24 protein-coding genes are annotated in these 25,033 nt (G+C 53.0%); 15 read left to right on the plus strand and 9 right to left on the minus strand.

Annotated features, from left to right (window positions below; all coding sequences use genetic code 11):
* Both dnaA and ispD read left to right on the plus strand, forming a co-directional pair.
* The gene (gene dnaA / locus KV190_RS00005) at nt 1-1,362 is read left to right on the plus strand and encodes a chromosomal replication initiator protein DnaA (protein ID WP_206200529.1); all 1,362 of its coding nucleotides are present in this window, start codon (nt 1-3) and stop codon (nt 1,360-1,362) included.
* 51 nt (nt 1,363-1,413) lie between these two features.
* Entirely contained in the window at nt 1,414-2,121 is a 708-nt protein-coding gene (gene ispD / locus KV190_RS00010) for a 2-C-methyl-D-erythritol 4-phosphate cytidylyltransferase (protein ID WP_460193981.1), read from the plus strand.
* Here the strand turns inward: ispD and KV190_RS00015 are convergent.
* Both KV190_RS00015 and KV190_RS00020 read right to left on the minus strand, forming a co-directional pair.
* A complete protein-coding gene (locus KV190_RS00015) occupies nt 2,118-2,507 on the minus strand; it encodes a hypothetical protein (RefSeq protein ID WP_460193982.1) in 390 nt (129 codons plus the stop codon). The genes ispD and KV190_RS00015 overlap by 4 nt on opposite strands.
* 100 nt (nt 2,508-2,607) lie before the next feature.
* Nucleotides 2,608-3,789, minus strand: coding sequence for an aldo/keto reductase (locus KV190_RS00020; protein WP_460195306.1), 1,182 nt, complete (start codon nt 3,787-3,789; stop codon nt 2,608-2,610).
* 404 nt (nt 3,790-4,193) lie between these two features.
* Here KV190_RS00020 and KV190_RS00025 point away from each other — a divergent pair, with 404 nt between their 5' ends.
* The 5 genes from KV190_RS00025 to lipA all read left to right on the plus strand — a co-directional run bounded on the left by KV190_RS00025 (nt 4,194) and on the right by lipA (nt 9,242).
* The gene (locus KV190_RS00025) at nt 4,194-5,228 is read left to right on the plus strand and encodes a PstS family phosphate ABC transporter substrate-binding protein (protein ID WP_460193983.1); all 1,035 of its coding nucleotides are present in this window, start codon (nt 4,194-4,196) and stop codon (nt 5,226-5,228) included.
* 95 nt (nt 5,229-5,323) lie between these two features.
* Entirely contained in the window at nt 5,324-6,016 is a 693-nt protein-coding gene (locus KV190_RS00030; RefSeq protein ID WP_460193984.1) for a helix-turn-helix domain-containing protein, read from the plus strand.
* Between the two features lie 160 nt (nt 6,017-6,176).
* On the plus strand, nt 6,177-7,322 hold the full coding sequence (locus tag KV190_RS00035) for a sugar phosphate nucleotidyltransferase (protein WP_460193985.1): 1,146 nt from the start codon (nt 6,177-6,179) through the stop codon (nt 7,320-7,322).
* Nucleotides 7,323-7,338: 16 nt separating this feature from the next.
* A complete protein-coding gene (locus tag KV190_RS00040) occupies nt 7,339-8,343 on the plus strand; it encodes a permease (RefSeq protein ID WP_460193986.1) in 1,005 nt (334 codons plus the stop codon).
* A 2-nt stretch (nt 8,344-8,345) separates the two neighbouring features.
* Nucleotides 8,346-9,242, plus strand: a complete 897-nt coding sequence (gene lipA, locus KV190_RS00045) for a lipoyl synthase (RefSeq protein ID WP_460193988.1) — start codon at nt 8,346-8,348, stop codon at nt 9,240-9,242.
* 136 nt (nt 9,243-9,378) lie between these two features.
* Here the strand turns inward: lipA and dpsA are convergent, their stop codons facing one another.
* Nucleotides 9,379-9,909, minus strand: a complete 531-nt coding sequence (gene dpsA, locus KV190_RS00050; RefSeq protein WP_460193989.1) for a DNA starvation/stress protection protein DpsA — start codon at nt 9,907-9,909, stop codon at nt 9,379-9,381.
* A gap of 105 nt (nt 9,910-10,014) precedes the next feature.
* On the opposite strand from dpsA, the gene KV190_RS00055 reads away from it, so the two are divergent.
* Nucleotides 10,015-10,266, plus strand: coding sequence for an Asr1405/Asl0597 family protein (locus KV190_RS00055; protein ID WP_460193990.1), 252 nt, complete (start codon nt 10,015-10,017; stop codon nt 10,264-10,266).
* Here the strand turns inward: KV190_RS00055 and KV190_RS00060 are convergent.
* The 5 genes from KV190_RS00060 to KV190_RS00080 form a co-directional block, all read right to left on the minus strand.
* Nucleotides 10,252-11,454, minus strand: coding sequence for a PQQ-dependent sugar dehydrogenase (locus KV190_RS00060; RefSeq protein ID WP_460193991.1), 1,203 nt, complete (start codon nt 11,452-11,454; stop codon nt 10,252-10,254). The genes KV190_RS00055 and KV190_RS00060 overlap by 15 nt on opposite strands.
* A complete protein-coding gene (locus KV190_RS00065) occupies nt 11,447-11,779 on the minus strand; it encodes a hypothetical protein (RefSeq protein WP_460193993.1) in 333 nt (110 codons plus the stop codon). Before KV190_RS00065 ends, KV190_RS00060 begins: the two co-directional genes overlap by 8 nt.
* A 10-nt stretch (nt 11,780-11,789) precedes the next feature.
* On the minus strand, nt 11,790-12,956 hold the full coding sequence (gene rpoD, locus KV190_RS00070; protein WP_460193994.1) for an RNA polymerase sigma factor RpoD: 1,167 nt from the start codon (nt 12,954-12,956) through the stop codon (nt 11,790-11,792).
* 486 nt (nt 12,957-13,442) lie between these two features.
* Nucleotides 13,443-14,216: a PH domain-containing protein gene (locus KV190_RS00075; protein ID WP_460193995.1), complete on the minus strand. Its 774-nt coding sequence runs from the start codon at nt 14,214-14,216 to the stop codon at nt 13,443-13,445.
* 9 nt (nt 14,217-14,225) lie between these two features.
* The gene (locus KV190_RS00080) at nt 14,226-15,275 is read right to left on the minus strand and encodes a PstS family phosphate ABC transporter substrate-binding protein (RefSeq protein ID WP_460193996.1); all 1,050 of its coding nucleotides are present in this window, start codon (nt 15,273-15,275) and stop codon (nt 14,226-14,228) included.
* Between the two features lie 771 nt (nt 15,276-16,046).
* Here KV190_RS00080 and pstS point away from each other — a divergent pair.
* The 4 genes from pstS to pstB all read left to right on the plus strand — a co-directional run bounded on the left by pstS (nt 16,047) and on the right by pstB (nt 19,890).
* Complete coding sequence (pstS, locus tag KV190_RS00085; RefSeq protein ID WP_460193997.1) at nt 16,047-17,084, plus strand: phosphate ABC transporter substrate-binding protein PstS; 1,038 nt, start codon at nt 16,047-16,049, stop codon at nt 17,082-17,084.
* Between the two features lie 115 nt (nt 17,085-17,199).
* Nucleotides 17,200-18,168, plus strand: coding sequence for a phosphate ABC transporter permease subunit PstC (pstC, locus tag KV190_RS00090; protein ID WP_460193998.1), 969 nt, complete (start codon nt 17,200-17,202; stop codon nt 18,166-18,168).
* An 8-nt stretch (nt 18,169-18,176) separates the two neighbouring features.
* Nucleotides 18,177-19,067 (plus strand): phosphate ABC transporter permease PstA, encoded by an 891-nt coding sequence (pstA, locus tag KV190_RS00095; protein WP_460193999.1) that lies wholly within the window; start codon nt 18,177-18,179, stop codon nt 19,065-19,067.
* Nucleotides 19,068-19,089: 22 nt separating this feature from the next.
* Complete coding sequence (pstB, locus tag KV190_RS00100; RefSeq protein WP_460194001.1) at nt 19,090-19,890, plus strand: phosphate ABC transporter ATP-binding protein PstB; 801 nt, start codon at nt 19,090-19,092, stop codon at nt 19,888-19,890.
* Between the two features lie 3 nt (nt 19,891-19,893).
* On the opposite strand, the gene gatA is transcribed toward pstB, so the two are convergent.
* Entirely contained in the window at nt 19,894-21,342 is a 1,449-nt protein-coding gene (gene gatA / locus KV190_RS00105) for an Asp-tRNA(Asn)/Glu-tRNA(Gln) amidotransferase subunit GatA (RefSeq protein WP_460194002.1), read from the minus strand.
* Nucleotides 21,343-21,545: 203 nt separating this feature from the next.
* Here gatA and KV190_RS00110 point away from each other — a divergent pair, with 203 nt between their 5' ends.
* From KV190_RS00110 to KV190_RS00120, 3 genes are all read left to right on the plus strand, one after another.
* Nucleotides 21,546-21,929, plus strand: a complete 384-nt coding sequence (locus KV190_RS00110) for a hypothetical protein (protein ID WP_460194004.1) — start codon at nt 21,546-21,548, stop codon at nt 21,927-21,929.
* Nucleotides 21,926-23,476, plus strand: coding sequence for a DUF697 domain-containing protein (locus tag KV190_RS00115; protein WP_460195307.1), 1,551 nt, complete (start codon nt 21,926-21,928; stop codon nt 23,474-23,476). The genes KV190_RS00110 and KV190_RS00115 overlap by 4 nt, the downstream gene beginning before the upstream one ends.
* Nucleotides 23,477-23,556: 80 nt before the next feature.
* Complete coding sequence (locus KV190_RS00120; RefSeq protein ID WP_460194005.1) at nt 23,557-25,032, plus strand: hypothetical protein; 1,476 nt, start codon at nt 23,557-23,559, stop codon at nt 25,030-25,032.
* The last annotated feature ends 1 nt before the right edge of the window (nt 25,033 follow it).

The following is a 25,033-nucleotide window of genomic DNA, read 5'->3' on the forward strand; positions in this document are numbered from 1 at the left end:
GTGATTAGCTCTGCCGAAGATCTCTGGCACCAAATTTTGGAGCGGTTGCAACTGTTGCTCAGTCGCCCGACGTTTGAAACTTGGATTAAGACAGCAACGGTGCAGTCCTTTGATGGCCAGACCCTTACGATTTGCACCCCCAATCCCTTTGCCCGCAATTGGCTACAAAAGTACTATTTGAAAACCATTGCCGATGTGGCACGGGAAATTGTCGGTGAGGCGGTGGAGATTGAGCTGGCGATCGCCCAAGGGGCAGAGCACGATACCAGTATTCGCCCCACCAGTCGTGCTGAGGTAGAGGCCACCACCCCGCCCGCTCGCCATCGCGGCAGTGAACTGAATCCCAAATATGTCTTTTCCCGCTATGTCGTTGGCCCCAATAATCGCATGGCCCATGCCGCCTGTTTGGCAGTGGCGGAATCACCGGGGCGGGAGTTTAACCCCCTCTTTCTCTGTGGCGGTGTTGGCTTGGGCAAGACCCATCTCATGCAGGCGATCGGTCACTATCGCTTGGAAATTGACCCCAATGCCAAGATTTTCTATGTCTCGACCGAGCAGTTTACGAATGATTTAATTGCCGCCATTCGCAAAGACAGTATGCAGAGCTTTCGCGAGCACTATCGGGCGGTGGATGTAATGCTCGTGGATGATATTCAATTTATTGAGGGCAAGGAATACACCCAAGAGGAGTTTTTTCACACCTTTAACACGCTGCACGAGGCCGGTAAGCAGGTGGTCTTGGCCAGCGATCGCCCCCCCAGTCAAATTCCCCGCCTGCAAGAGCGCCTCTGCTCCCGCTTTTCCATGGGGCTGATCGCCGATATTCAACCCCCCGACTTGGAAACCCGCATGGCCATTCTCCAGAAAAAAGCGGAGTACGAAAATATCCGCCTGCCTCGCGATGTGATTGAGTATATTGCCGCCAGCTACACCTCCAATATTCGGGAACTAGAGGGGGCACTGATTCGAGCGGTGGCCTACATTTCCATTTCTGGGTTGCCGATGACGGTGGAAAATATTGCCCCCGTCTTGAGTCCAGCTATCCGTAAAATTGAGACCTCCCCAGAGGTGATCCTGAATGTGGTCTCTGAAGCCCTGAATGTGTCCATTAGTGATCTCAAGGGCAACTCCCGCCGTCGCGAAATTAGCATGGCACGTCAAGTGGGTATGTATCTGATGCGCCAATACACGGGCTTGAGTCTGCCGAAAATTGGCGAAGAGTTTGGCGGCAAGGATCACACCACCGTCATGTATAGCTGTGACAAGGTGGCCGAACTGCAACGTACGGATCCAGAAATGGGTAGCCTGCTGCGACAACTCAGCGATCGCATCAATTTGGCCAGCCGTCCCACAGAGCCATAGTGCCCAGAGCCTTCCTATGCCAAGATAAAAATAGTCTTACAAGGGGTATGAATGCACATCCTCATTCCCGCCGCCGGCATGGGTAAACGCATGGGGGCAGGCCACAATAAACTGCGCTTGCAACTCTTGGGTAAACCCCTGTTGGCATGGACATTGACAGCGGTGGCTGCTGCGGAAGCGATTGAATGGATTGGCGTTATTGGGCAGCCAGAGGACTTTCCCACTTGGGAAGCACTCCTTGGGGACTTGAACCTACGGCAGCCCGTCCAGCTCATCGAAGGGGGTGAGACCCGTCAAGCCTCCGTTTTTAATGGGTTACAGGCGCTTCCGCAAACGGCTGAGCAGGTGCTGATCCACGATGGTGCCCGCTGCCTTGCCACCCCGGATCTGATCAACCGCTGTGCCCAAGCCCTAGAGACCTATGCGGGACTGATTGCAGCCGTACCGGTCAAAGATACGATTAAAATTGTCAATCGTGAAGGGGTTGTCGTCCAAACGCCAGAGCGGGACTCCCTGTGGGCGGCTCAAACTCCCCAAGGCTTTCGCGTCGAACCCTTGCGTATTGCCCATGAAATGGCGGTGGCCAAAGGTTGGGAAGTCACAGATGATGCTGCCCTCTTTGAACGCCTAGGCTATGCCGTGCACATTGTCTTGGGCGAAGAAACCAATCTCAAGATAACGACTCCCAGCGATCTCCCCCTTGCAGAACGAATCTTGCAGCATCGCCGGGAGCAAGGCCAAAGGGACAAAATACCCTAGGCCAAGGTTTCAGGGCAGTAGCCCAAGCCTTGAATAAATTGTTTGCGAAATGCTTCGATGTCATCGTAGTTGGGGTAGCCGTGGGAGACGATCGCCACTTGATAACGGCGCATCACATCCACCATTGACTGTCCGGTTTCCAGTGCCCACAGTGCCATTTTCAGCGAAATCCCCGGCGTGTAGGGGAATCCCAATTCGTTCAAGAAGGCGCGGAAATTCCCTGCTTGTTCGTCGGAGAGGGGCGAATGCATTTTGATGCGAACCACCCACCCATCCACTTGATGAATGACTGTAACAAACTGAACTGGTAGCTTGGCGTATTCATGCAAGAATTGCACAACCCGCAGGGTAAGGCTGGCATTGCTGAGGTGATAGATGAAATCCATGGTGTTGACCTCTTACCCTTGATACTTTTATTGTCGGTGGCACGCCGGGCGATCGCCTAGGGGAATTGTCCGCGATTTGCTGGGGGAAACCCCCCTATCCTCAGGATTGAGATAACCGCTGCTGGGGAGTGCCACTGAGCAACTCATGGGCTGCTTGCAAAATCCTTGGAATCTTCTGCCGATGGGGACTCTTTTGCAAACAGGGGGCTAAATCCAAGTGCTTGACCTGTGCGGCATTTGCCCCCGGAAACCAGTGGCCACCGTTGCCAAGCAAGTTATAGCGCATACGGGCATACTCGAGCAAATCGTAGGCCTGCACCAGATTCCACAGCCAGAGAATGGTGGGGATATTCACTTCACCGGGGGTGTGGCGATAGTCTGGCAGTCCCTGATGCCAAGTGTGGTACCAGTCTTCCCCCAAACGCTCAATGGCGGCTTGCTCCAGCCGTGCCAAGATCGGCGGCAAAATCTCATCGGCCTGATCCAATAGATCCAGCACCTTTAGGTGTTCATCAAAATCACTGGGGCGAGCGGCACCGACACTCAGGGTATGCACTTGGGGATGGGCGAGGCAAAACAGATCGTTAAAGACCATTGGGCTGAGGGGGGCACACAGTTCCACAAGGCGTTGGGGTGGTTTGTAGAGCATCCCCCCCTTATCCGCAGGGCTAATGATAAAGACGCCCATATCACGGGCTTGGGCATCGAGGATGGCGGGCCAATTCTGCTGATTGATGTAGTACCAGTGCAGGTTGACATAATCAAACACATCGCTGGCGATCGCTTGGCGAATCACCTCTAGGCTGCCGTGGGTAGAAAAGCCAATGAAGCGAATCTTTCCTGCCGCTTGCAAGTCCCGTGCCACCTCTAGGCAGCCCCCCGGTCGCAGCACCTGTTCTAAATGCTCGGGTAGGTTAATGCCATGGATCCCCAGTAAATCAATGTAGTCTAGCCGCAGATTGCGCAGCGAGGTTTCCAAGGTTTCCCGAAATTCCTTGGCGGTGGGTCGCGGGCTCACTTTGGTTTGCACAATCAGTTTTTCCCGAGGTAACCGAGGCAGAATTTTGCCCAACTGTACTTCTGAGGTGCCATAGCCCCGCGCAGTTTCAATATGGTTAATTCCTAGCTCCACGGCACGGCAAATCGTTGCTTCTAAATTGCGTTGATTGTCCTCAGGAATCGTACTCGGACTGACATCCTGCCATGAAAACTGATAGCGCATGCCGCCACAGGAAAAGATAGGCATCGGTAATTGGGTACGACCAAAGCGACGGTAGCGCATAGGCAACTCAAGAAACGTTTCTTGATCATTGTCGCGGAATTCCCGATCCTTCGCTAACGGGGACATGAGGGGCTGAGGCAGCGGCACTCAAGAGAGTATCCACAAATATCCCTTGGTTTGGGCTAGGCTAGAAAAAATCACAAGAATGGGCTTTAGCCCGCCGCAAGCTGCTACGGTTTTAATCTAAGCAGTTAGGCGCTTTCTAATTTGCTAAAATTGAGTTGTTTCCACGTTCAGTTAGAGACGTGCAAACTATCTAAAAAGTATCTGGGTCTCAGGTCAGTCCCAGTAGTTGGGGTTATGGCTCCCCCCATTGGGTTAAGCCCGATGTAGCTCAGTGTGTAACAATACTGAGAAGCCGCTGTCCCTTTAGGGCGTGCGGAGAGTCACAGCAATTATTTTGTATGTCCCAAGGGAAAAGTAATTCTCTCCTGCCTCTCCTCCTTTCCCTGCTGGCCACCCTCGGCCTTTTGGGCATTGGGGTGGTGTTGGTGCTGCGTCTGATCAATAATGGCGAAATCATTGGCAATGGCAGTCTCAATCTCGGAACTGAGGGTCAATCCACGTTTACCCAAGTGAAGAATGTCCCCAGTGGTCTTTTTAATTATGGCGGTAGCACCACTTGGGCACCCATTCGCCGCGATGTGGATCCGCTGCTGCAAGTTGCTTGGCCCAATTTTCAACTGCGCTATGTCGATCCGCCCACAGGAACACCGGGGTCGGGCAGTGGTATCCGCATGTTACTAAATAATCAACTGTCTTTCTCGCAATCTTCCCGTCCCCTCAAGGACGAAGAGTTAGCCAAGGCGGCGGCTCAGGGCGTGAAATTAACGGCGATTCCCGTTGCTATTGATGGGCTGGCGATCGCTGTTAATCCGAGGCTAGAGATTGCCGGACTGACGGTGCAACAAGTGGTGGATATTTACACCGGCAAAGTCACCAGTTGGCAGCAGGTGGGCGGCCCCAACCAAAAGATTACCCCCTTCTCTCGCCGCCCGGAAGATGGTGGCACCGTTGAATACTTTATCCAAGAAGTGCTAGGGAAGCAGCCCTTTGGTCGCAATGTGGTCATGGTTCGGGATACCACGGATGGCCTACGGCGCGTTGCCGCGACACTGGGGGGTATCTACTATGCCTCTGCACCAGAGGTGGTGGGTCAGTGCAGCATCCACCCGCTTCCCCTCGGTCGTCAAGCCAATCAATACGTGCCTCCCTATCAGGAACCCTACGTTCCCCCGGAACGCTGCCCCCAAGAGCGCAACCAACTGAATCACCGCGCATTTCAAGAGGGGACGTATCCAATCACCCGCCGCCTCTTTGTGATTGCTAAGGAAGACAATAGCCTTGATGCCAAAGCCGGTCGCGCCTATGCTGACCTCTTGCTTACCGATCAAGGACAAGCGGCCATTGAAAAGGCAGGGTTTGTGCGCCTGCGCTAGCGATCGCCCACTGAACAGGGTTTTGGCCAAAATCAACATTCTGGCACCGCCACCTCAGATAATAGATCTGGCCACCTGCTTCTTAATCTGGATCCATGACCTACAAGCGACTCAGTGACAGCGAACGCCAGCGTGTCTTTCAACAGTACACCGCCGGACAAACGATCAAAGCTCTGGCAGCGGAATTTGGTGTCAGTGAAAACACCATTCGGCGTGTGATCAAGCAAATGGAAGAGGAAGCGGCTCCCCTACTGGCCGTGGCCACAACGGATGACATGCCAGAGGAAGAGGATCTAGAAGATGTAGAGACGGCAGAGGCCGTTGTCCTCGATGAGGATGACTACAGCGATGAAGAGGATGACGATCTCGAAGATGACGATGACGAGGAACTTGAGGGGGACATTCCTTTACCTGATCTCGCCGATGTAGAAGTGGTGCAGTCGGTGGAAGTCATTCCCCTTGCAGAAGCGGTGCTACCCCGTCCCTGTTATGTTGTCGTGGATCGGCGGGCGGAACTGCTCACCCGTCCCCTAGAAGCCTTTCGCGGTTTAGGTGCCCTCTCCAGTGAGGAAGCGCAACAAAGTACCCTACCCATTTTCGATAGCCGCCCCGTGGCCCTACGCTATTCCCAGCAAAATCAGCGCCTCTATAAGGCCAGTGATGTCCAGTGGCGCAAGACCGTTGTTAAGGTACCTGACGGCGAAATGCTGCGGAAAGTGCGCAGTTATCTTCAGTCCAAAGGGATTACCCGCTTGCTTTACCATGGGCGGGTGTATGCGCTGGATTGAGGTAAGCTAGGGGGGATACAGCCTTTTTCTAAAATGTGGAGTACCGCAAGGAGTATTGATCAACCCTAGCTTTGACTCTTGCGAGTGTCTTCCATCCTTGGGAAAAGGGCTGTCTGAGGGTGTCTCCCTATTCAATGTTGGTAGATTGGGTAAAACCGATATGAAAGCAATGATCTTGGCGGCTGGAAAAGGCACGCGGGTACGCCCGATTACATACACCCTTCCTAAGCCAATGATCCCAATTTTGCAAAAGCCGGTGATGGAATTTCTCGTGGAACTCCTGCGTCAGCATGGGTTTAACCAGATTATGGTGAATGTGAGCCACCTCGCCCATGAAATTGAAAGCTACTTTCAGGATGGGCAGCGGTTTGGGGTGGACATTGCCTATTCCTTTGAAGGCTATATCAAAGATGGCGAACTCGTCGGTAAAGCCCTAGGCTCTGCGGGGGGGATCAAGCGGATTCAGGATTTTCACCCCTTTTTTGATGACACATTTGTGGTGCTGTGTGGGGACGCCCTGATTGACTTGGATTTGACCGCAGCCGTGGCTTGGCACCGCCAAAAGGGGGCGATCGCCACCGTGATTATGAAGACAGTGCCCAAAGAGGATGTCTCAAGCTATGGCGTTGTTGTCACCGATGAGAGCGATCGCATTGTTGCCTTTCAGGAAAAACCCAGTGTCGAAGAAGCCCTGAGCAACAATATCAACACGGGGATTTATATTTTTGAGCCAGAAATTATCGACTATATTCCCTCCAATCAGGAATACGACATTGGTAGTCAGCTTTTCCCCAAACTGGTGGAAATGGGTGCCCCCTTCTATGGCTTGCCGATGGACTTTGAATGGATTGACATTGGGAAAGTCCCCGACTACTGGCAAGCGGTGCGCGGCGTTCTCGATGGCTCGATTAAAAATGTTGCGATTCCCGGCCATGAGCAGTTCCCCGGCATTTATACGGGGCTGAATGTGGCGGTCAACTGGGAGAAGGTGACGATCCAAGGACCGGTGTACATTGGCGGCATGACGAAGATTGAAGATGGCGCGACGATTATTGGCCCGACGATGATTGGTCCCAATTGCCACATTTGTAGTGGTGCGGTCGTCGATAACTGTGTCATTTTTGAATATTCTCGCCTTGGCTCTGATGTTCGTCTTGTGGATAAGCTGGTCTTTGGCCGCTACTGTGTTGATAAAACAGGTACGACGATTGACCTGAAGGCCGCTGCCCTTGATTGGTTAATTACCGATTCGCGGCAAACGGATATTCAGCCGAGTCCCCTCGAGTTGAAGGAGATTGTGTCCTAGACCCCGCTCTACGCCGATGACATTTGCGAATCAGTTGCAAAGTGGTTTTACCCTTTTTCTCAGCCTACTGGTGGAAGCACTGCCGTTTCTGCTGCTGGGCATTTTGCTCTCTAGCGTGCTGCTGCTGTTTGTAGATGAGCAGGCACTGATTCGGCGCTTACCGCGATCGCCCCTACTGGGCGCCTTGGTGGGCAGTTGCATTGGTTTTCTTTTTCCGGTGTGTGAGTGTGGCAATGTGCCAGTGGCGCGGCGATTACTGGTGCAAGGACTGCCTACATCCGTGGCCATTGGTTTTTTGTTGGCGGCACCGACCATCAACCCGATTGTGATTTGGGCCACTTGGACGGCCTTTCGCGATCAGCCGGAGATTGTTGTCTTTCGTGTCCTCTTCTCGCTGGCGATCGCCACCATTATTGGCTGGGTTTTTAGTTTCCAAAAGGATCTAACTCCCTTTTTGCAGCCCACGGTAACCAGTGTGATGCGTCGCCCCCAACCCCAAGCCACTGCTGTCCCTGCCCTGCTCCAGTCGGGCACCTACCTGTTGGGAACCCCCGGCCAACCCCTTGCCATGGAAACCCTCACGCTTGCGCCACCTACTGCAACGATGCCTTGGCAGCAGCGTCTGCCCCAAGTCCTAGAGAATGTGGTGCAGGAATTTCGCGAATTGGGGGGAATTTTAGTCCTCGGTAGCCTAGTGGCGACTATTATTCAGGTGGCTGCCCCCCGCGAACTCATCCTCAGCCTCGGCCAAGGGCCGGTGATCTCGATTGTGGCAATGATGATCTTGGGCACCGTGATTTCCATTTGCTCAACGGTTGATGCCTTCTTTGCCCTTGCCTTTGCGGCCACGTTTACGCCGGGGTCAATTCTTGCTTTTCTTGTCCTTGGACCGATGGTGGATCTCAAGGGGCTGGGGTTACTGCTGACGATTTTTCGCCCCCGTGCTTTGATCTACATCTTTCTGTTGGTGGCACAGTTGACGTTTTCTCTTTGTTTGTTTTTGAATTTGCAGTGGAGTTAGCCGTGGTTGTTAAGCCAGAGTGGTTACGGGTCAAAGCACCCCAGTGGCAGCGGGTGGGTTCGGTCAAGGAACTGTTGCGGGACTTAAACCTCAATACCGTTTGCGAAGAGGCCTCTTGCCCCAATATTGGTGAATGTTTCCATGAGGGGACGGCGACATTTTTGATGATGGGTCCAGCTTGCACTCGCGCCTGTCCTTACTGCGATATTGATTTTGAGAAAAAGCCACTGCCCTTGGATGCCACTGAACCCCAGCGACTGGCGGAAGCGGTGGTGCGGATGCGGCTCAATCATGTTGTCATTACCTCGGTGAATCGGGATGACTTGGCCGATGGTGGTGCCTCGCAGTTTGTGGCCACGATTGAGGCCGTGCGGGCGCGATCGCCCCAAACAACCATTGAAGTCCTCATTCCCGATCTCTGTGGCAATTGGCAAGCCTTAGATCAAATTCTCGCCGCCAGTCCCGAAGTGCTGAACCACAACACTGAAACCGTGCCGCGTCTCTATCGGCGGGTGCGTCCCCAAGGCAACTATCAGCGCAGTCTGGAATTGCTGCAACGAGTGCGCGATCGCGCCCCTTGGATCTACTCAAAGTCGGGCATCATGGTGGGCTTGGGAGAAACCCCTGAGGAAGTGGCGGCAGTGATGGCGGATCTGCGTCAAGTGGGCTGTGATATTCTCACGATTGGCCAGTATCTCCAACCGAGTCCAAAACACTTACCCGTGCAGGCCTTTATTCCACCAGAGCAATTTGAAGCATGGCGGCAGCTTGGCGAATCCATGGGCTTTTTGCAGGTGGTCTCCTCTCCCCTCACCCGCAGTTCCTACCATGCCGAGCAGGTGCGTGCCCTGATGCAACAGTATCCCCGCCAGCGTCCTGCAACAAACCCCCTTGGATAGATTTATTGCAATTTAATCGCAACTAAGCTAGGCTAAGCAGTAGGAAAAATCCGCATTAAAAAACCCCCTGTAGTGGGGGCATTGTATGAATAACTGTCATCTTGTGTTAGGGTTCGTTAACCAAAATTGCGAAAGACTACGCCTTCAGGCTGTCATCGGCCAGAAAGTGAGCGATGTGATAGGCGCGCTCCTCCGTTTTCAGCAGGATTTGATCGTACAGATAAGCCGTGGCGCGATCGCCCAAACTCTCTGCTTGGGTAGCCTGTTGCCGCAGAATCCCAATAATCGCCTGCTCCGCTTGCAAATCATTGCTGAGCATTTGCCGGCAGTTAAAAGCCCCTTCCGGTTCAGGGGTAAAGCAGCAAAGAGCGGCCAACTGTTGAAAACCGGCCACAGGCACGCCCCCCAGACCATTCAGACGTTCACCCAAGTCATGGACGTGGCCTTGCACCTGTTCATAGCAATCTTGGAAAAACTGATGCAGTGGATAAAATTCTGCCCCCTCAACCACAAAATGATGCTTTTGGTACTGCAAATACAGGGCTTGAAAACTGGCCAAGAGGCGATTCATCCCCTCACAGACTGGGGTGGTGGTGGCCTTCTCCAGCAACACAACCGTGTCACCCATCTCGCCAAACGCTTGGCGTGGCAATGCACTGGTCGTCATAGCACGATGCTCCTTTGCGGACACTAGTGAGCTAACTAACTTAGCTCTGACAGCCCGATCCTAAACTACCTTTCTGTACATTTTCAATAATGGAGTGCTTATTGAATGTCTATAAACCCCCACCTTATTGCAGTTCAGTGGCAATTACGCTGGCCGATCTACCAACGGTTGATTGAGCTAGAGGTACCCTGTGACTATGCTCCCTATCAGCCCCTGAGGGTCGAGGTCAACTCCCCCCTAGCTGCCTTACAGGTGTGGTCAGTGGTACGCCAAGTCTCTGCCCCTCGCGAGACTTTGATAGACTGGCTAGAAGAGTGTTGGCAGGTGAATCTTTCAGGTTCTTTAGGTAGGGGGTAAAATGCGCAACAATCGGCCATTTTGGGCATCATCGGTGAGAACGTATAGGTAACCATCAGGGCCTTGGCGCACATCCCGTACCCGCTGACCTATCGGAATGCGCCCTTGGCTTGCAACAGCATTATTGGTATTGACTCGAATTTTGCGCACATCTTGGGAGACAAGACCACCGGCAAAAAGGGCACCTTGCCACTGGGGCGCGCGATCGCCCCGATAAACTGCTAGCCCTGAAGGCGCAATGGCCGGTGTCCACACCACCAAAGGATCCACCATCCCCGGCCGGCGTCGCTCTGGGGTAATTTCTGCGCCCCAATACTCACGGCTATAGGTGACCACTGGCCAACCGTAGTTGGCACCGCGCTCAATACGATTGAGTTCATCGCCACCGAGGGCGCCGTGCTCCGTTGACCACACCGTTTCTGTGACTGGATCAACCACGAGTCCTTGGATATTGCGGTGGCCGTAGCTCCAGAGTTCGGGGGTGGCCGTGGCGTCGCCCACAAAGGGATTATCCTCGGGCACAGTGCCATCGTCCCGCAGGCGAATAATTTTGCCCAAATGACTGCGGCGGTTTTGGGCTTGCTCGCGAATTAACCGTCCCTCCAGTTCAATTGGGGGATTGCCGCCATCGCCAATGGCCATGAGCAATGTACCGTCGGGGAGCCAAGCCAAGCGGGAGCCAAAGTGCTGTCCCCCAGTTTTCGCTTGCGAGACTTCAAAGAGAACTGTCACCTCTTCAAGGCGATCGCCCACCAGACGCCCCCGTGCGAGGCGAGTACGATTCGCGGATGCTGTGCCATGGGCATAGGTAAGATAAACCCAATTGTTTTCAGCAAAGCGGGGGTGAAGGGCGACATCCAATAAGCCCCCTTGGCCTTGGGCAAAGACCGGCGGCACGCCACGAATGGGGGCTTCTAAACGCCCTTGGTGAAATCGCCGTAACCGTCCGGGGCGCTCAGTAATCAACGCACTGCCATCCGGCAGCCAAGTTACTGCCCAAGGATGTTCTAACCCTTCAACAACGGTTTCAATGCGTACCGCCAGTGTTGGTGGTGGCTGCGATTCTAAGAGGGGTTCAGAGATTGATAAAGGTAACGGGGTATCCGACTGCGCAATGGGACTACAGCCTAGGAATACCCCGATCGCCCCTACGAGGGGGAGTAATTTGACAAATCGATAATTAGGCAATGGGTGTCACATCTTCAGAACGCTCTGCACCTTCAGACTCCGGCAAGACCACCGGCAGTTCCAAAGAGGCAGCATCAGAAGCAGGGGTCGGGGCATCACTTTGCTGCCGCCGTTGCCAGAGGGTCACCCCCACTGCCGCTGCTGTAATGGCACCTGCACCCAGTCCAAGGGCGATCGGCAGCTTGCTGCTATCGAAGAATGAGGAATTGCTCAGACTTTGACTCAACCCTTTGGCATAGGCACAGGCTTGGGCAGAACTGGGTTGCGGCATTGCCACCAGAGTGGCAGACAGACCAACGGTCAGGGCAATGAGGGGACGCAACATAAACGACTCCTTAACGAATGTATTCTTTGAGGACACTGTTGCGGTTGGGATGGCGCAGTTTCCGCAGGGCCTTGGCCTCAATTTGGCGAATGCGCTCACGGGTGACGTTGAAGAGTTGACCAATTTCCTCCAACGTTTTCATGCGACCATCGTCCAAGCCATACCGCAGTTTTAACACATCTCGCTCGCGGGGGCTAAGGGTGCACAATACCGTTTCTAAATCTTCGCGCAGTAGGTGCTTCGACACTTGATCTTCAGGGGTTTCACCGTCGGATTCAATAAAGTCCCCGAGACGGGAATCCTCTTCTTTACCGATGGGGGTTTCTAGGGAGATGGGGAGTTGTGCCGATTTGGCAATGAAGCGCAGTTTTTCAATCGTCATTTCCATGCGATCGGCAATTTCCTCTTCGGTGGGTTTGCGCCCCATTTCCTGTGAGAGGAGTTTGGTGGTTTTCTTAATCCGCGAAATGGTTTCGTACAGGTGTACGGGCAGACGAATGGTGCGAGATTGATCGGCAATGGCGCGGGTAATGGCTTGGCGAATCCACCATGTGGCGTAGGTGGAAAATTTATAACCTTTTTCGTGGTCAAATTTCTCGGCAGCGCGGATTAGCCCTAGGCTGCCCTCTTGAATCAAGTCCTGAAAGGATAGCCCCCGGTTCATGTATTTTTTGGCGATCGACACCACCAGTCGCAGGTTCGACTGCACCATTTTTTCCTTGGCTTTGCGACCGACAAAGAGACGATGGCGAAATGCCTGCACCGTCATCCCCAGTTCTTTGGCCCAGGGTTCGGGATTGCGCTCTAGTTCTTCAGGGGTGCAGCCCAGTTCTTCGCACAGGCGATCGCGCACTCGCTCCATTTCTAGGAGATCGGCAATTTTACGAGCCAGTTCAATTTCCTCGTCGGCACGCAACAGACGAATGCGGCCAATTTCTTGCAAATAGAGACGAATCGAGTCCTCAGTGTAATGTTTCTTTTTGACCTGTGTCCGTCGTCGGCTGGCACGACCTTTTGTGGGCTTGCCGTCAAGATCATCGCTGACCTCCTCAAAGTCTTCGCTCTCCTCTTCCTCGATCTCTACCGCATCAAGGCCATAGTCACTGAGCAGAGCCACCTCATCTTCAAGGGGGGCTGTTGCGGGGTCGTAAACGTCAAGTACATTCGCTTGGGTCATGCCGTTGTCCTCGTAAAATCTCCCTAAATGTGTATTGTCAGTGTGTTGTCGGCAACCGTTGCCTTTGGTGACGCTAGAATCGTCAGCCACATTTCAATCATGGAATGCAGCCAAGGAAAGCGGTTGGACGGGGGGATAGGCTCTAGATTCCATATCCTCAGGATCTCTGCCGCTGGATCATCTTGAAAAATGTCCTGTGTGACCCACGGGGTCAGGGAGCAGGCAGTAGCGAGCGGTTGAGACTGTGCAGGAATCTTTTGACTAATTTTAACTAAAACCTCATTGATTGTAGCCTTTCTAACAGAAATCGCCCACAGCAAAGGGATAAATTTTTCGGGAATTCAGGGCTAGCGATCGCTTGCGTCAACAACCGCTAACAAATTCTAATTTGCTGTTCTGAGATAAAATTTCTATCCCTGCTGAGGGAAATTTCTTGCTTCTAGCCTAGCTAATTTATTGCCGTTCCGCCGTACCCGTTACGTTTGATCACGAACGATCACGAAACGCCCGAATCGTGGCTTGCAGTGCCTGATTGCCCCTGACATCACTGCTGTAATAGAACCGCAGGGGAATCACCCGCCCATTCTGCAATTCCAGAGCCAAACGAGCTGATAATCTGCCCTTCTTACCACGGGAGAGCTGTACGACCACGTCCTTGAGGTCATGCCAAGGGAAGGTTTTCTTTTCTGTTCTGAGAAGACTACTATATTGCAGCGATACCACGCCTGCACTTTTATCAAAAACCAGCACCAGCACCTTGGCTCCGAGCAAGATCAGGGGTAAGCCTAGACCCCAGCCAACAGCTAAGATCAAAAATCCCCACCAGTGGTTATCTTCCACTAATGTCAAGGGGGGATGTTGCGGCTGCTGCAAAAAGCGACGGATGCGTTCGGCAACGGCTTCTCGACTCTGGCGATCGCGGGTAAATTCACCAAAGGCAATGGAACCCCCTGTGGTTTCTAGATGCACCTGATAGACACGGTAGCGTCGTCCGCGACTAGAGCGCCACTGCTCGATAATGCCCACCCCTTGGAGCCGATTTAGGGGAATTTGGGTGATCTGTACCCCCGTTGCCCCAGAGCGCACCCAGCGACAGCGACTATCAATAACGCGAACCTCATGGCGGCACACCAGCTCATAGCGAGCGGCAAACCAAATCGGTACAGCAGCGCCAACACAGCATATCAGACCTGCCAGCCACACCCCCCAAGGGCGACTGCGCAAAATCAGCCGCTGCTGAGACCTCTCGATAATTTCCATGCCCCTATTCTAGGGGGTCGGATTATTGGCATGGGCTTCTTGGAAGATCACCTGACGCCGCAGCACCTCTTCAATCGTCACCTCAGGTTCAGGCACGCCCTTGAAGGCAGTCCCCACCTCTAGGCGAATAAACTGAATGCCTGCCAAGCGATAGCCTTCCGGCGTAAGGGGGACATAGCCAACCTTGGGAACGACCGTCGGTGCCTGCTGGATGTAATACTCGACAAACTGTCGCAGCAGGGGCTTGTCTTGGGCATATTGGGCATTGACATAGAGAAAGAGGGGGCGTGAGAGGGGCTGATAGGTACTGTTTTGCACCGTTTCCACGGAAGGCAGAATGGCACCTCGGTCATCACTGACCGGCACAGCTCGCAGACGATGCTGATTGGCCATGTAGTAAGCATAGGGAAGATAGCCAAGGGCATTCACATCCCCAGCAATCCCCGCTACGATTTCGTTATCGTCTTCGCTGGCTTTGTAGTCGGTGCGAGAGCCGCGCTGATTGCCAAGAATGGCTTCGTTGAAATAATCAAAGGTACCTGAATCTTGACCCGGTCCCCAGAGCACAATCGGTGCATTGGGAAAGTCGGGGCGTAATTGGTTCCAGCGAGTGAGTTTTTTTTCCGCTGCTTTTTCCCAGAGCTTTTTCAACTCGGCCACAGAAATTTCTTTCAGCCAAGTATTTTGGGGATGGACGGCGATCGTCAGCGCGTCAAAGGCAATGGGCAACTCAATAAAGGGGACACCATTGGCAATGCACTCATTCATTTCAGTAATGAGGATCGGGCGGGAAGCGTCGCTAATATCTGTTTTGCCGCTACAAAAGGCTCGAAAGCCAGCAGATGTCCCTGAAAAGGCAACGGCAATATCGGCCTCTTGACCATTAGGCGTGGTCTTAAACCCTTCGGCGATCGCCTTGGAAATCGGATAAACCGTACTCGAGCCATCCACCCGAATCACCTTCAGCATCAGATCATTGGAAGCGGCCTCCGTTGCACAACCCACAAGGGCGATGGCCAAAAGGGGTAAAACTCCGCGCCTCAATTGCTGAAACTGCATAACTCAAGCCTCACTCTAAAAATGAAAGGTATTGTATCAATTAGAAAATTGGTGAATCCAACTATTTTCCTACTAAAACAAAATCACTAAAAATAATGAAGAACTAGCCAAAACTATTGATACCTCAAAGATACTTGAAAGATGATCGGATAATATAAAGTGTTCTAAAGTTAGTAACTTGAATTCAAAAGCGTGGGAATTAAAAAAGTATTCTCTTAAATAATTTCGTTGGCTCTTCTCCCTAGAGAAAGTATTGCTGAGAACACATGAAGAACTTAGCCCTAGAGGTCATCTTAGGCTGCTTTTGGTTTGGGTGACCTAGAGATTAAGAAAATTTTTATAAATTGCTTCCTTGAAAGTATTCCTCACTACACTTGGCCATAAATTAAGCTTAGACTATCCTACCCAAGCTTTGGTTCGGAGCGACAGGGGCTGCAAAATAATAAAAAAACTTAATTAACAGAGAGAGTCGTTCTTAACCTAACCTTTACATCGTTCCGGTATTATCGCCCTAGCTTGTTTTTGAGTTGCGATAGATTTGTCGTTGCTATCGAGCAAGCTGTCATGCAGCCCTTGTTCTGAAAACTATGGAGTACATGAACGGGGATGAGATCCTCGTGCCTGCTGTCAATGCACAGTAGTTCTAACTGTTTTGAGCAGTCTCAATCCTCACGAGAGGGGCTGTAAATACTGATGCATCAATGCATTTGTTCATTGTTCTTACTTGCGATCGCGCTTATGATCTTCAAACTCAGGAAATCTCGAATTCTCATGATCCTCGCCGCTATTATTACCGCTGGCATCGTTGTTGCTTGCGGTCCTCAAGGAGATAGCGGTGCACCAACTGGTGAGGTCATTAGCATTAATGGTGCAGGAGCAACATTTCCAGCGCCTCTCTACCAAAACTGGTTCAAAACCTATGCCCAAGACGTTGACCCCAAGGTTCAAATCAGTTATCAATCCGTTGGTAGTGGTGCCGGCCTAGAGCAATATATCAATGGTACGGTGGATTTTGGTGCTTCCGATGCGCCGATGACAGGCGATCGCCTAAAATCCTTCCAGGAAAAATACAATGCAGACCCGATTCAAGTGCCCATGGCAGGCGGTGCTGTTGTCTTTGCCTATAACCTGCCCGGTGTGGATGAACTGAAGCTACCCCGTGAAGTCTACTGTGGCATTGTTACAGGCAAAATTACCCGCTGGAATGACGCGAAACTCGTGGCTGCCAACCCTGACAAAACTCTGCCAGACAAGGCGATCACCTTTGCTCACCGCTCTGATGGCAGTGGTACTACATTTATCTTTACGAACCATATCAATACTGTTTGTCCTGATTGGCCAGCCGGTGTCGGAACCTCTGTGGATTGGCCCGTCGGTGTTGGCGGTCAAGGCAATGAAGGAGTGGCTGCTCAGATTCAGCAAAATGAAGGCACCATCGGCTACGTGGAGTATGCTTACGCCAAGCTCAACAATCTCTCGCGGGCACTTGTAGAAAATAAGGCCGGTAAATTTATTTACCCCTCTCCAGAGGCAGCCTCCAAAGCCTTTGAAGGAGCCACGATTCCTGAGGACTTTGGCCTGTTGGTGCCTGACCCCGAAAATCCGGAAGCCTTCCCAATTGCCGGTTTGACTTGGATTATGGTGTACCCCGAGTATGCTGATGCCAGAAAATGGCAAGCGCTGAAAGGTGCCTTGACTTGGGCACTGACCGATGGCAAACCCATTACTGAACAACTGGACTATGTGCCGATGCCTCCCGATATTGTCGAGCGGGTTAAGGCAACCTTGGACAAAGTGAAAACTGCCTAATCCAAGTGGAGGGGGTCGATATGCCCCCTCTAGTCATCGTTGAAATTCATCCCCTAGGATTAGGAAGAAACCAATCTTTAGCATTAAGAAATCTTAACTTCCCCAACACAAGATCATGTCTGTCTCAGATAACTCACCTGAAGCTCCTGATGTCGCTGCCATTGAGGCGCGAAAAAATCTACGTTATTACCTTGACCAAGCCTTTTACTACACAACAATGATCTTTGCCCTCGCTCTTGCGGTTGTCTTGGCATGGATCATTGTTCAAATCGGCATTACAGCACTCCCAGCCATTAGCAAATTTGGCCTAGACTTTCTGACGAGCACCACTTGGGATCCGGTGCAAAATATTTACGGCGTTTTGCCACAGATCTATGGCACCCTTGTCAGCGCTATTATTGCCCTAGTGGTGGCTGTTCCCCTCGGGCTAGGCATTGCTGTTTTTCTGAGTGAGGACTTCCTGCCCATCTATATCAGCACGCCGATTGCCTTTGCCATTGAGTTATTGGCGGCCATTCCCAGCGTCGTTATTGGCCTGTGGGGTATTTTTGTCCTGATTCCCTTTTTGCGGCCATTTTACGCTTTTCTGCATCAATCCCTCGGCTGGATTCCCATCTTTGGGACGGAGCCACGGGGCAATAGTCTGCTGACACTAGGCCTCGTTCTAGCCTTTATGATCTTGCCCCTGATTACCTCAATCTCACGGGGCACATTAGTTTCCCTACCCCCTCACTTGCGTCAAGGGGCAATGGCTCTAGGCGCCACCCGTTGGGAGACCATTTTGCGGGTGCTCATTCCCGCTGGATTTTCAGGGATTGTGGGTTCGATTATGCTTGCCCTCGGTCGGGCGATGGGGGAAACAATGGCCGCAGCCATGCTGGTTGGGAACGCTAATCGTATCAGCATCTCTATCCTTGAGCCTGGCTCGACGATCGCTTCCTTGATTGCTTCTCAGTTTGGTGAGGCTGGGCGCGATCAAGTGGCCGCTCTGCTCTATGCGGGTTTAATCTTGATGATTTTGACACTGATCGTCAATATCTTGGCAGAAATCATTATTAAGAAGTTTCAGAATGTTGAGCGATAGGTTCCACCATGACAGAGAGCAGTCAACCTCATTCTTCAGACTCGGAGAATATTCAACTCGAGCTAGTTTTGACGGCACGTACCCTCTTTGGCTTTTTCATGACAGGCCTAACGGGGCTGTTTGCGGCGATCGCCATTATTCCCCTCGCTGCCATTGTCCTTAATGTCGCCTCTCAGGGGCTACCTCTGATTAACTTGGACTTGTTTACAAAGCTGCCGCCGCCGCCCGGCTTGAGTGGTGGGGGTCTTGGCAATGCCATTGTGGGCACGTTGATTGTCTTGGCAGTGGCCGTCGTCATTAGTGTTCCCATTGGTGTTTTGGGCGCTGTGTGGCTGTCCGAATTTGGGCGGGGGAGCAAAATCGCCTATTGGGTGCGGTTTTCGGCCAATGTTCTCAGTGGGGTACCCGCTATTATCGCGGGTTTGTTTTCCTATACGATTGTGGTAATGACCATGGGCACCTTTAGTGCCTTTGCCGGTGGTGTTGCCCTTGCAGTTGTCATGCTGCCCATTGTGATGCGAACCACAGAGGAGGGATTAGTCCTCGTTCCTGAAGAGGTTCGGCTGGCAGCATTGGGGTTGGGGGCGACTCGTTTTGAAACCGTTAGTCGAGTCGTGCTTCCTGCGGCGTTGCCCTCTATTGCGACTGCGGTGACTCTAGCGGTGGCACGGGCAGGTGGTGAGGCGGCACCTCTCCTCTTTACGGCTCTGAATAATAATTTCTGGTCAACGGATCTGTTTCGCCCCATTTCCACGCTTTCAGTGCAGGTTTATTTCTTTGCCATCATTCCCTACAAACCCCAGCAGGAACTGGCATGGGCAGGCGCGTTGGTGTTGCTGAGCATCATTTTGATCGTCAGTATTGGCTCCCGCTTACTCACTCGCAAGAAACGCTACTAAAGACTTAAAAGGTAACTGTTCTATGACGACTCACCCTAAACCCACTCCCAAAGTGGTTCTCCAAGTCCAGAATGCCTCGATTTTTTATGGCTCATTTCGGGCAGTACGGGATGTGACGATGGACATCTATGCCAATGAAGTGACGGCTCTCATTGGCCCATCCGGCTGTGGCAAGAGCACGCTGCTGCGCTGTTTTAACCGCATGAATGATCTGGTGCCGGGTGCTCGAGTCGAAGGCAAAATTACCTACCACGGCAAAGATCTCTACGCCCCAGAGGTGGATCCGGTGGAGGTGCGGCGGCGCATTGGCATGGTGTTCCAAAAACCCAATCCCTTTCCCAAGTCCATCTATGACAATGTCGTGTTTGGGGCGCGGGTCAATAAGTACAAGGGAGACTTAGACGAGCTTGTGGAAACCTCGCTACGGCAAGCAGCGCTTTGGGATGAGGTAAAGGACAAGCTGAAAGAAAGTGGCCTGTCTCTATCGGGAGGTCAGCAACAACGCCTCTGCATTGCGCGGACGATCGCCACCAAGCCCGAGGTCATCCTCATGGATGAACCCTGTTCTGCCCTTGACCCGATTTCTACCCTCAAGGTGGAAGAACTGATCCATGAATTGAAGCAGAACTACACCATTGTGATCGTGACCCACAATATGCAACAGGCGACTCGGGTGAGCGATCGCACTGCCTTCTTTAATGCCGAGGCCACCGAACGGGGCAACCGGGTGGGCTACCTTGTTGAGTATGACTATACTAGCGTCGTCTTCAATAACCCCAAAGAGCAAGCCACGATGGATTATGTCAGTGGCCGTTTTGGTTAAAGCCTAAAGCTGCGGCTGCTGCTGGTGCCAAGGGGTCGCCTGTTCATAGGCATAGGCAACGTGAAATAGGGTCTCTTCCCCTAGGACGTTGCCAATCAATTGCAGACCAATGGGCAGCCCTTCCTGATCAAAGCCACAGGGGAGGCTCAAGCCCGGTAGCCCGGCAAGGTTGACGGGAATGGTCATCAGGTCTGACAGGTACATACTCAGAGGGTCAGCGGTTTTCTCCCCAGCCTTGAAGGCAGTGGTGGGAGCGGTGGGGCAGACCAAAACATCCACCTGTGCAAAGGCTTGGGCAAAGTCTTCTTTGATCAGGGTGCGTACCTTTTGTGCCCGCAGGTAGTAGGCATCATAGTAGCCAGCGGAAAGGGCGTAGGTGCCAATCATGATCCGTCGCTTCACCTCAGCCCCAAAGCCTTGGGCGCGGGTTTTCATGTACATTTCAAGGAGATCGCTGGCTCCTTCAGCGCGAAAACCAAAGTTGACGCCGTCATAGCGGGCTAGGTTTGCCGAGGCTTCCGAAGGGGCAATGATGTAGTAGGTGGGCAGGCCGTAGGCAAAGCGGGGACAGGAGAGTTCAACAATCGTTGCCCCCAATTCCTCTAGGGTTTTTAGGGCGGCCTCAAGGGCAGATTTCACCTCTGGTTGGATGCCTTCACCCACGGTTTCTTGAATAACGCCAATGCGCATCCCCTTGAGATCGGGTTTGAGGGCTTGGGTGTAGTCGGGAATCGACACGCTGAGACTGGTGGCATCCTTGGGATCATGCCCCGCGATCGCCCCCAAAAGAATCGCCGCATCGGTGACTGTCGGTGCCAAAGGCCCAATTTGATCTAATGACGACGCATAGGCAACAAGGCCATAGCGCGACACTAAACCATAGGTGGGCTTGAGGCCAACCACCCCACAAAAGGCAGCGGGTTGACGAATGGAACCGCCCGTATCGGAACCCAGGGCAGCAGCACATTCCCCGGCAGCAACGGCGGCAGCAGACCCCCCAGAAGATCCCCCAGAGACGCGCTCTGGATGCCAAGGATTGGCGGTGAAACCAAAGGCAGAATTTTCGGTAGAGCTGCCCATGGCAAATTCATCGAGATTGGTTTTGCCCACCATAATCGCGCCAGCGGCCTGCAACTTTTGGGTCACGGTGGATTCGTAGGGGGGGACAAAGTGCTCCAGCATCTTAGACGCACAGGTGGTGCGCACGCCGTAGGTGCAAAGGTTATCCTTGATGGCCAAGGGAATCCCTGTCAGCAAACCAATCTCTTCACCGGCAGCAAGGCGTTGATCCACCTCAGCAGCCTGGGCAAGGGCGCGATCGCTCGTCACGGTTAAGAAGCTATGGAGCGTTGGCTCCACTTCGGCAATGCGGTCTAAATAGGCTTGGGTGATTTCAGTGGCGGAGCGTTCTTTGCGAACGAGTTGACGGTGTAGCTCCTGAATCACTGACATAAAGGCAGATTCCCTAGTAACAATGCAACACTGGCGATCGCGGGCATGGCCGCAAACAGGCCGATCTTCAGTTTAGCAATGTGGCTGATCATTTATCGCCCCAGATGCAGCGCTTTGGCACAGGGCTGTCTCTTAATCAATCAGCGATATATTAGGAATCAAGAAGCCCTGACGACGGTGCTCATGCCCCTGCGGAGTATTTGATGGAACCGCTCGACCCCGTGGATCGGGAAGCCTTTACCAACCCGACATTGCAGCGATTGTGGTTCTTTGTCTATTTGCTGCCCATCTTTGGCATGATTCCGGCACTGTGGCAGTTGAGCCGCCGCGGCAGCGATCGCCAGACCCGCCAAGTCAGTCGCCTTGCCCTTCTCATTGGTCTCATTTGGCTGTTGGGCTATGGTCTGCTGAATGGCGCTGCCAGTGTGAGTGAAGTCCAGTCTCTGCATCATGGCCTATTGCTCTTTCTCAATAGTCTCTGGGGATCCGCCTACTTTCTGGTCAACTTGGGGCTAATGGTGCGCCTATGGCGGGGGAGATCGCTGAAATTGCCCGTCTTGCAGCGTCTGATGAAATACCTGCCATGACCCCCAAGCGTTGGTTTTGGCCACTATTGGGATTCAGCGCCATCTTGGTGCTCATCCTCTGGTTGATATCGGCACTCACGTGGCTCTATGTGCAGGTGGCTTTTACGGCGCCCTTTTTGGCCAATCTCTTGGTGCTGATTTTCATTGGTCTATTGGGGGGACTGCTCTATACCTTCTTTCGCTACCTGTATTTACTGGAACGCAAGGGCAAGCCCGCCACCGCTACGCCCCAAGCCCCCCTCGATAAAACGGAGGCCGCCGCTGAAAATCTCAAAGCCCTACGGCAGCAACTGAGTCAAATTGAAGATGAAGTAGCACGGCAAGCGTTGTTGGCACGGGCACGGGAGCTAGAGGAGGACTTTTACCGCCAAGAATTGCGCATTGTTGTCTTTGGCACCGGTTCAGCGGGTAAAACCTCTCTTGTCAATGCCCTCATGGGAGAGATGGTGGGGGAAGTGGCACCAACGATGGGCACGACGGAGGTGGGGCAAACCTATCGCTTTTGGCTGCCCCATACGGATCAAGAAATTCTCATTACTGACACCCCCGGCATCTTGGAAGCAGGTGTCGCTGGCACCTACCGCGAGCAATTAGCCCGCCAACTGGCTGCAGAAGCAGACTTACTCCTTTTTGTGCTGGACGATGACTTGCGCCAATCGGAATATACCCCCTTGGTCAACTTGGTGGAAATGGGCAAGCGATCGCTCTTGGTTCTCAATAAAATTGATCTGCGCTCTGAGGCCGATCAACTGGCTCTGCTGCGCCATCTACGGCAGCGGGTGAAGGGGTTGATTCCGCCCCAAGATGTCGTGGGCATTGCCGCCCGTCCCCAACCAATTCGCCTCGACACAGGAGAGTGGCTAGAACCCGAACCCCATATTTGGCCACTGATTCGGCGGATGAGTGCCATTCTGCGCGAGGAAGGGGATGACCTGGTGGCAGATAATATCCTGTTGCAGTCTCAACGCCTAGGGGAGCAAGCCCGCAAAATCATTGATCAGCAACGCCGCCGCCAAGCGGATAAGGTGGTGGAACGTTACCAGTGGATTAGTGCGGGTGTGGTCTGTGTCACGCCGATTCCCGGAGTAGATCTGCTGGCCGCTGCTGCTGTGAATGCGCAAATGGTGATGGAAATTGGCAAGGTCTATGGCTGTGATCTGAATCGCGATCGCGCCCGCGAATTAGCCCTTTCCTTGGGTAAAACCTTGGCCAGTCTCGGCATCGTCAAAGGTGCCATGAATCTGGTGGGGACGGCTTTACAGTTGAGTGTCGGGGGGCTGGTGGTGGGCAAAGCCGTCCAAGGGATTACAGCCGCCTACCTCACTCGCATTGCCGGTAAAAGTTTTATTGAGTATTTTCGCCACAACCAAGACTGGGGGGATGGCGGTATGGGTGAAGTGGTGCAACGGCAGTTTCAACTCAATCGCCGCGATGAATTTATTCGTTCCTTTGTGCAGCAGGCGATCGCCCGCTTACCGGCACAACTGGGAACCGTGATTCCTGAGGCGATGAAAACCCCTTTATCCCATGAGGAAGAGCTATCTTAAGCGATCCTAACAATTGTCCCAAGGACATCGGCAAAAACCGCTACTATGTTGAGTAATTATTTTCATGTTGCCGATTTCGGATGAGTCTCTCGACCCGCAGTCCTGATCTTGAGGTGGAACAACTGCCGCAGTTATTGCAGGCGGCTCGGTCTCGTTATTTGGCCGGGGAGCGATCGCCCGCTGTGATGAAGCCCCTCTCTCAAGCCCTGCGAGCCATCCTCGAGCGCAACATTGATACTCAGCTTAGCCAACGCGGCGGCTATCTCCAACGCCTAGTGGAAGCCTATTTTCGTCTCTTTCCTCGGTGCCTAGAAAATCTGAGCCGCGATCAACTCCAACAGCAGGCGGTGCAAAAAACAGTGCAGCGGTTACTGCAAATTCCCGCCACCGTCATTCAAGATGAGTACGATCGCCTCAATCGGGGCCAGTACAATCAACCCCTCAAGCAACTGGTGCTTGCCTTTAGTCGCCCAGCCCTAGCCAACCGCAATCCCTCTCCGGAACTGACAGAGGCCGAGTGTTTCCTTGCTTTCTTTATCCAGTGCCTACGTCAAGAACTCGGCGCAACGGTTCTCCTCTCCCCCCAGTTTCGCCAAGAGTACCGCGATCTGCTGCGTACGGTGTGTCTAGGTAGCTCTGATCCCGAGCAATGCCAAAGTAACCTCACGGGCTGGCTCTGGGAAGCCATGAAATCCTTTGACCCCCTCAAGCCCTTTGGTGCCACCGGCCATGGTCGTCCCACCTTTGAAGCATGGGTGCGCACGGTCATCAGCAATAAACTAGCGGATGAAAAACGCAAACTCCTCAAGCGCGAGGCCGATGAACTGCTCTTCTATGACAACCGTGCCCTGCAAGTCTTTCAAGATCGTTATCAAGCAGCGCCCCCGGAGGTACAGCGGGAGATTGACCCCAAAGCCTGCGCTCAGTTGATTACAATTGTCCAAACGGAAATTACCGATCCCCGTATCCGGGCTTCGACGGCTCGCTTGCGCCAGCACATTGCCCAACTCTTGGGCTGGACGATTGAGTACACCCGCGACATTCATCAACAGGTGCGGCGCATTCTGGGACGCTATGTGCAGTCCACCCGCTCTTTGAACATTTGCTCCACCGACAGCAACCAAGAATGGATTGACAACTATCCCGATACCCGCACACTGCCAACCAGCAATGGCCAAGGGGTGGAGTGCATGGTGGAGTTTCTCAATGACCCGCAGACGCCGACATGGGTCAGGGATTGGTGTGAGCGTCGCCGTACCCAAGCGGAAATTGCCCGTGAACTCTTTGTCAGCCAGCCCACGATTTCTCGCTGCCTCGGTCGTGAATATCGCCTGTGGCTCTACCGTAAATTCTTTCAAGATCCCCAGATTCCGCAATGGATGAGGCGATGGTATGAAACCCAATCAATCCCCAGCCCCCACCAACGACGGCAAACCCGCCGTGAAATTCACCCTGACTATGCCCGTGGCCTCTGCACCGCAAAACAAATTGATGAGCAAATAGAGGCCAAACTTGCCCAGTGGTGTGAGCATAACGACATTTACTACCTTCCCTAGG

This window comes from Thermosynechococcus sp. FA-CM-4201 (assembly GCF_054689355.1).

Coding starts and splice junctions, on each gene's coding strand:
- ispD (WP_460193981.1), top strand. CDS start 1,414: ATGCACATCCTCATTCCCGCCGCCGGCATGGGTAAACGCATGGGGGCA.
- KV190_RS00015 (WP_460193982.1), bottom strand. CDS start 2,507: ATGGATTTCATCTATCACCTCAGCAATGCCAGCCTTACCCTGCGGGTT.
- KV190_RS00020 (WP_460195306.1), bottom strand. CDS start 3,789: ATGCGCTACCGTCGCTTTGGTCGTACCCAATTACCGATGCCTATCTTT.
- KV190_RS00025 (WP_460193983.1), top strand. CDS start 4,194: ATGTCCCAAGGGAAAAGTAATTCTCTCCTGCCTCTCCTCCTTTCCCTG.
- KV190_RS00030 (WP_460193984.1), top strand. CDS start 5,324: ATGACCTACAAGCGACTCAGTGACAGCGAACGCCAGCGTGTCTTTCAA.
- KV190_RS00035 (WP_460193985.1), top strand. CDS start 6,177: ATGAAAGCAATGATCTTGGCGGCTGGAAAAGGCACGCGGGTACGCCCG.
- KV190_RS00040 (WP_460193986.1), top strand. CDS start 7,339: ATGACATTTGCGAATCAGTTGCAAAGTGGTTTTACCCTTTTTCTCAGC.
- dpsA (WP_460193989.1), bottom strand. CDS start 9,909: ATGACGACCAGTGCATTGCCACGCCAAGCGTTTGGCGAGATGGGTGAC.
- KV190_RS00055 (WP_460193990.1), top strand. CDS start 10,015: ATGTCTATAAACCCCCACCTTATTGCAGTTCAGTGGCAATTACGCTGG.
- KV190_RS00065 (WP_460193993.1), bottom strand. CDS start 11,779: ATGTTGCGTCCCCTCATTGCCCTGACCGTTGGTCTGTCTGCCACTCTG.
- rpoD (WP_460193994.1), bottom strand. CDS start 12,956: ATGACCCAAGCGAATGTACTTGACGTTTACGACCCCGCAACAGCCCCC.
- KV190_RS00075 (WP_460193995.1), bottom strand. CDS start 14,216: ATGGAAATTATCGAGAGGTCTCAGCAGCGGCTGATTTTGCGCAGTCGC.
- KV190_RS00080 (WP_460193996.1), bottom strand. CDS start 15,275: ATGCAGTTTCAGCAATTGAGGCGCGGAGTTTTACCCCTTTTGGCCATC.
- pstS (WP_460193997.1), top strand. CDS start 16,047: ATGATCCTCGCCGCTATTATTACCGCTGGCATCGTTGTTGCTTGCGGT.
- pstC (WP_460193998.1), top strand. CDS start 17,200: ATGTCTGTCTCAGATAACTCACCTGAAGCTCCTGATGTCGCTGCCATT.
- pstA (WP_460193999.1), top strand. CDS start 18,177: ATGACAGAGAGCAGTCAACCTCATTCTTCAGACTCGGAGAATATTCAA.
- pstB (WP_460194001.1), top strand. CDS start 19,090: ATGACGACTCACCCTAAACCCACTCCCAAAGTGGTTCTCCAAGTCCAG.
- gatA (WP_460194002.1), bottom strand. CDS start 21,342: ATGTCAGTGATTCAGGAGCTACACCGTCAACTCGTTCGCAAAGAACGC.
- KV190_RS00110 (WP_460194004.1), top strand. CDS start 21,546: ATGGAACCGCTCGACCCCGTGGATCGGGAAGCCTTTACCAACCCGACA.
- KV190_RS00115 (WP_460195307.1), top strand. CDS start 21,926: ATGACCCCCAAGCGTTGGTTTTGGCCACTATTGGGATTCAGCGCCATC.
- KV190_RS00120 (WP_460194005.1), top strand. CDS start 23,557: ATGAGTCTCTCGACCCGCAGTCCTGATCTTGAGGTGGAACAACTGCCG.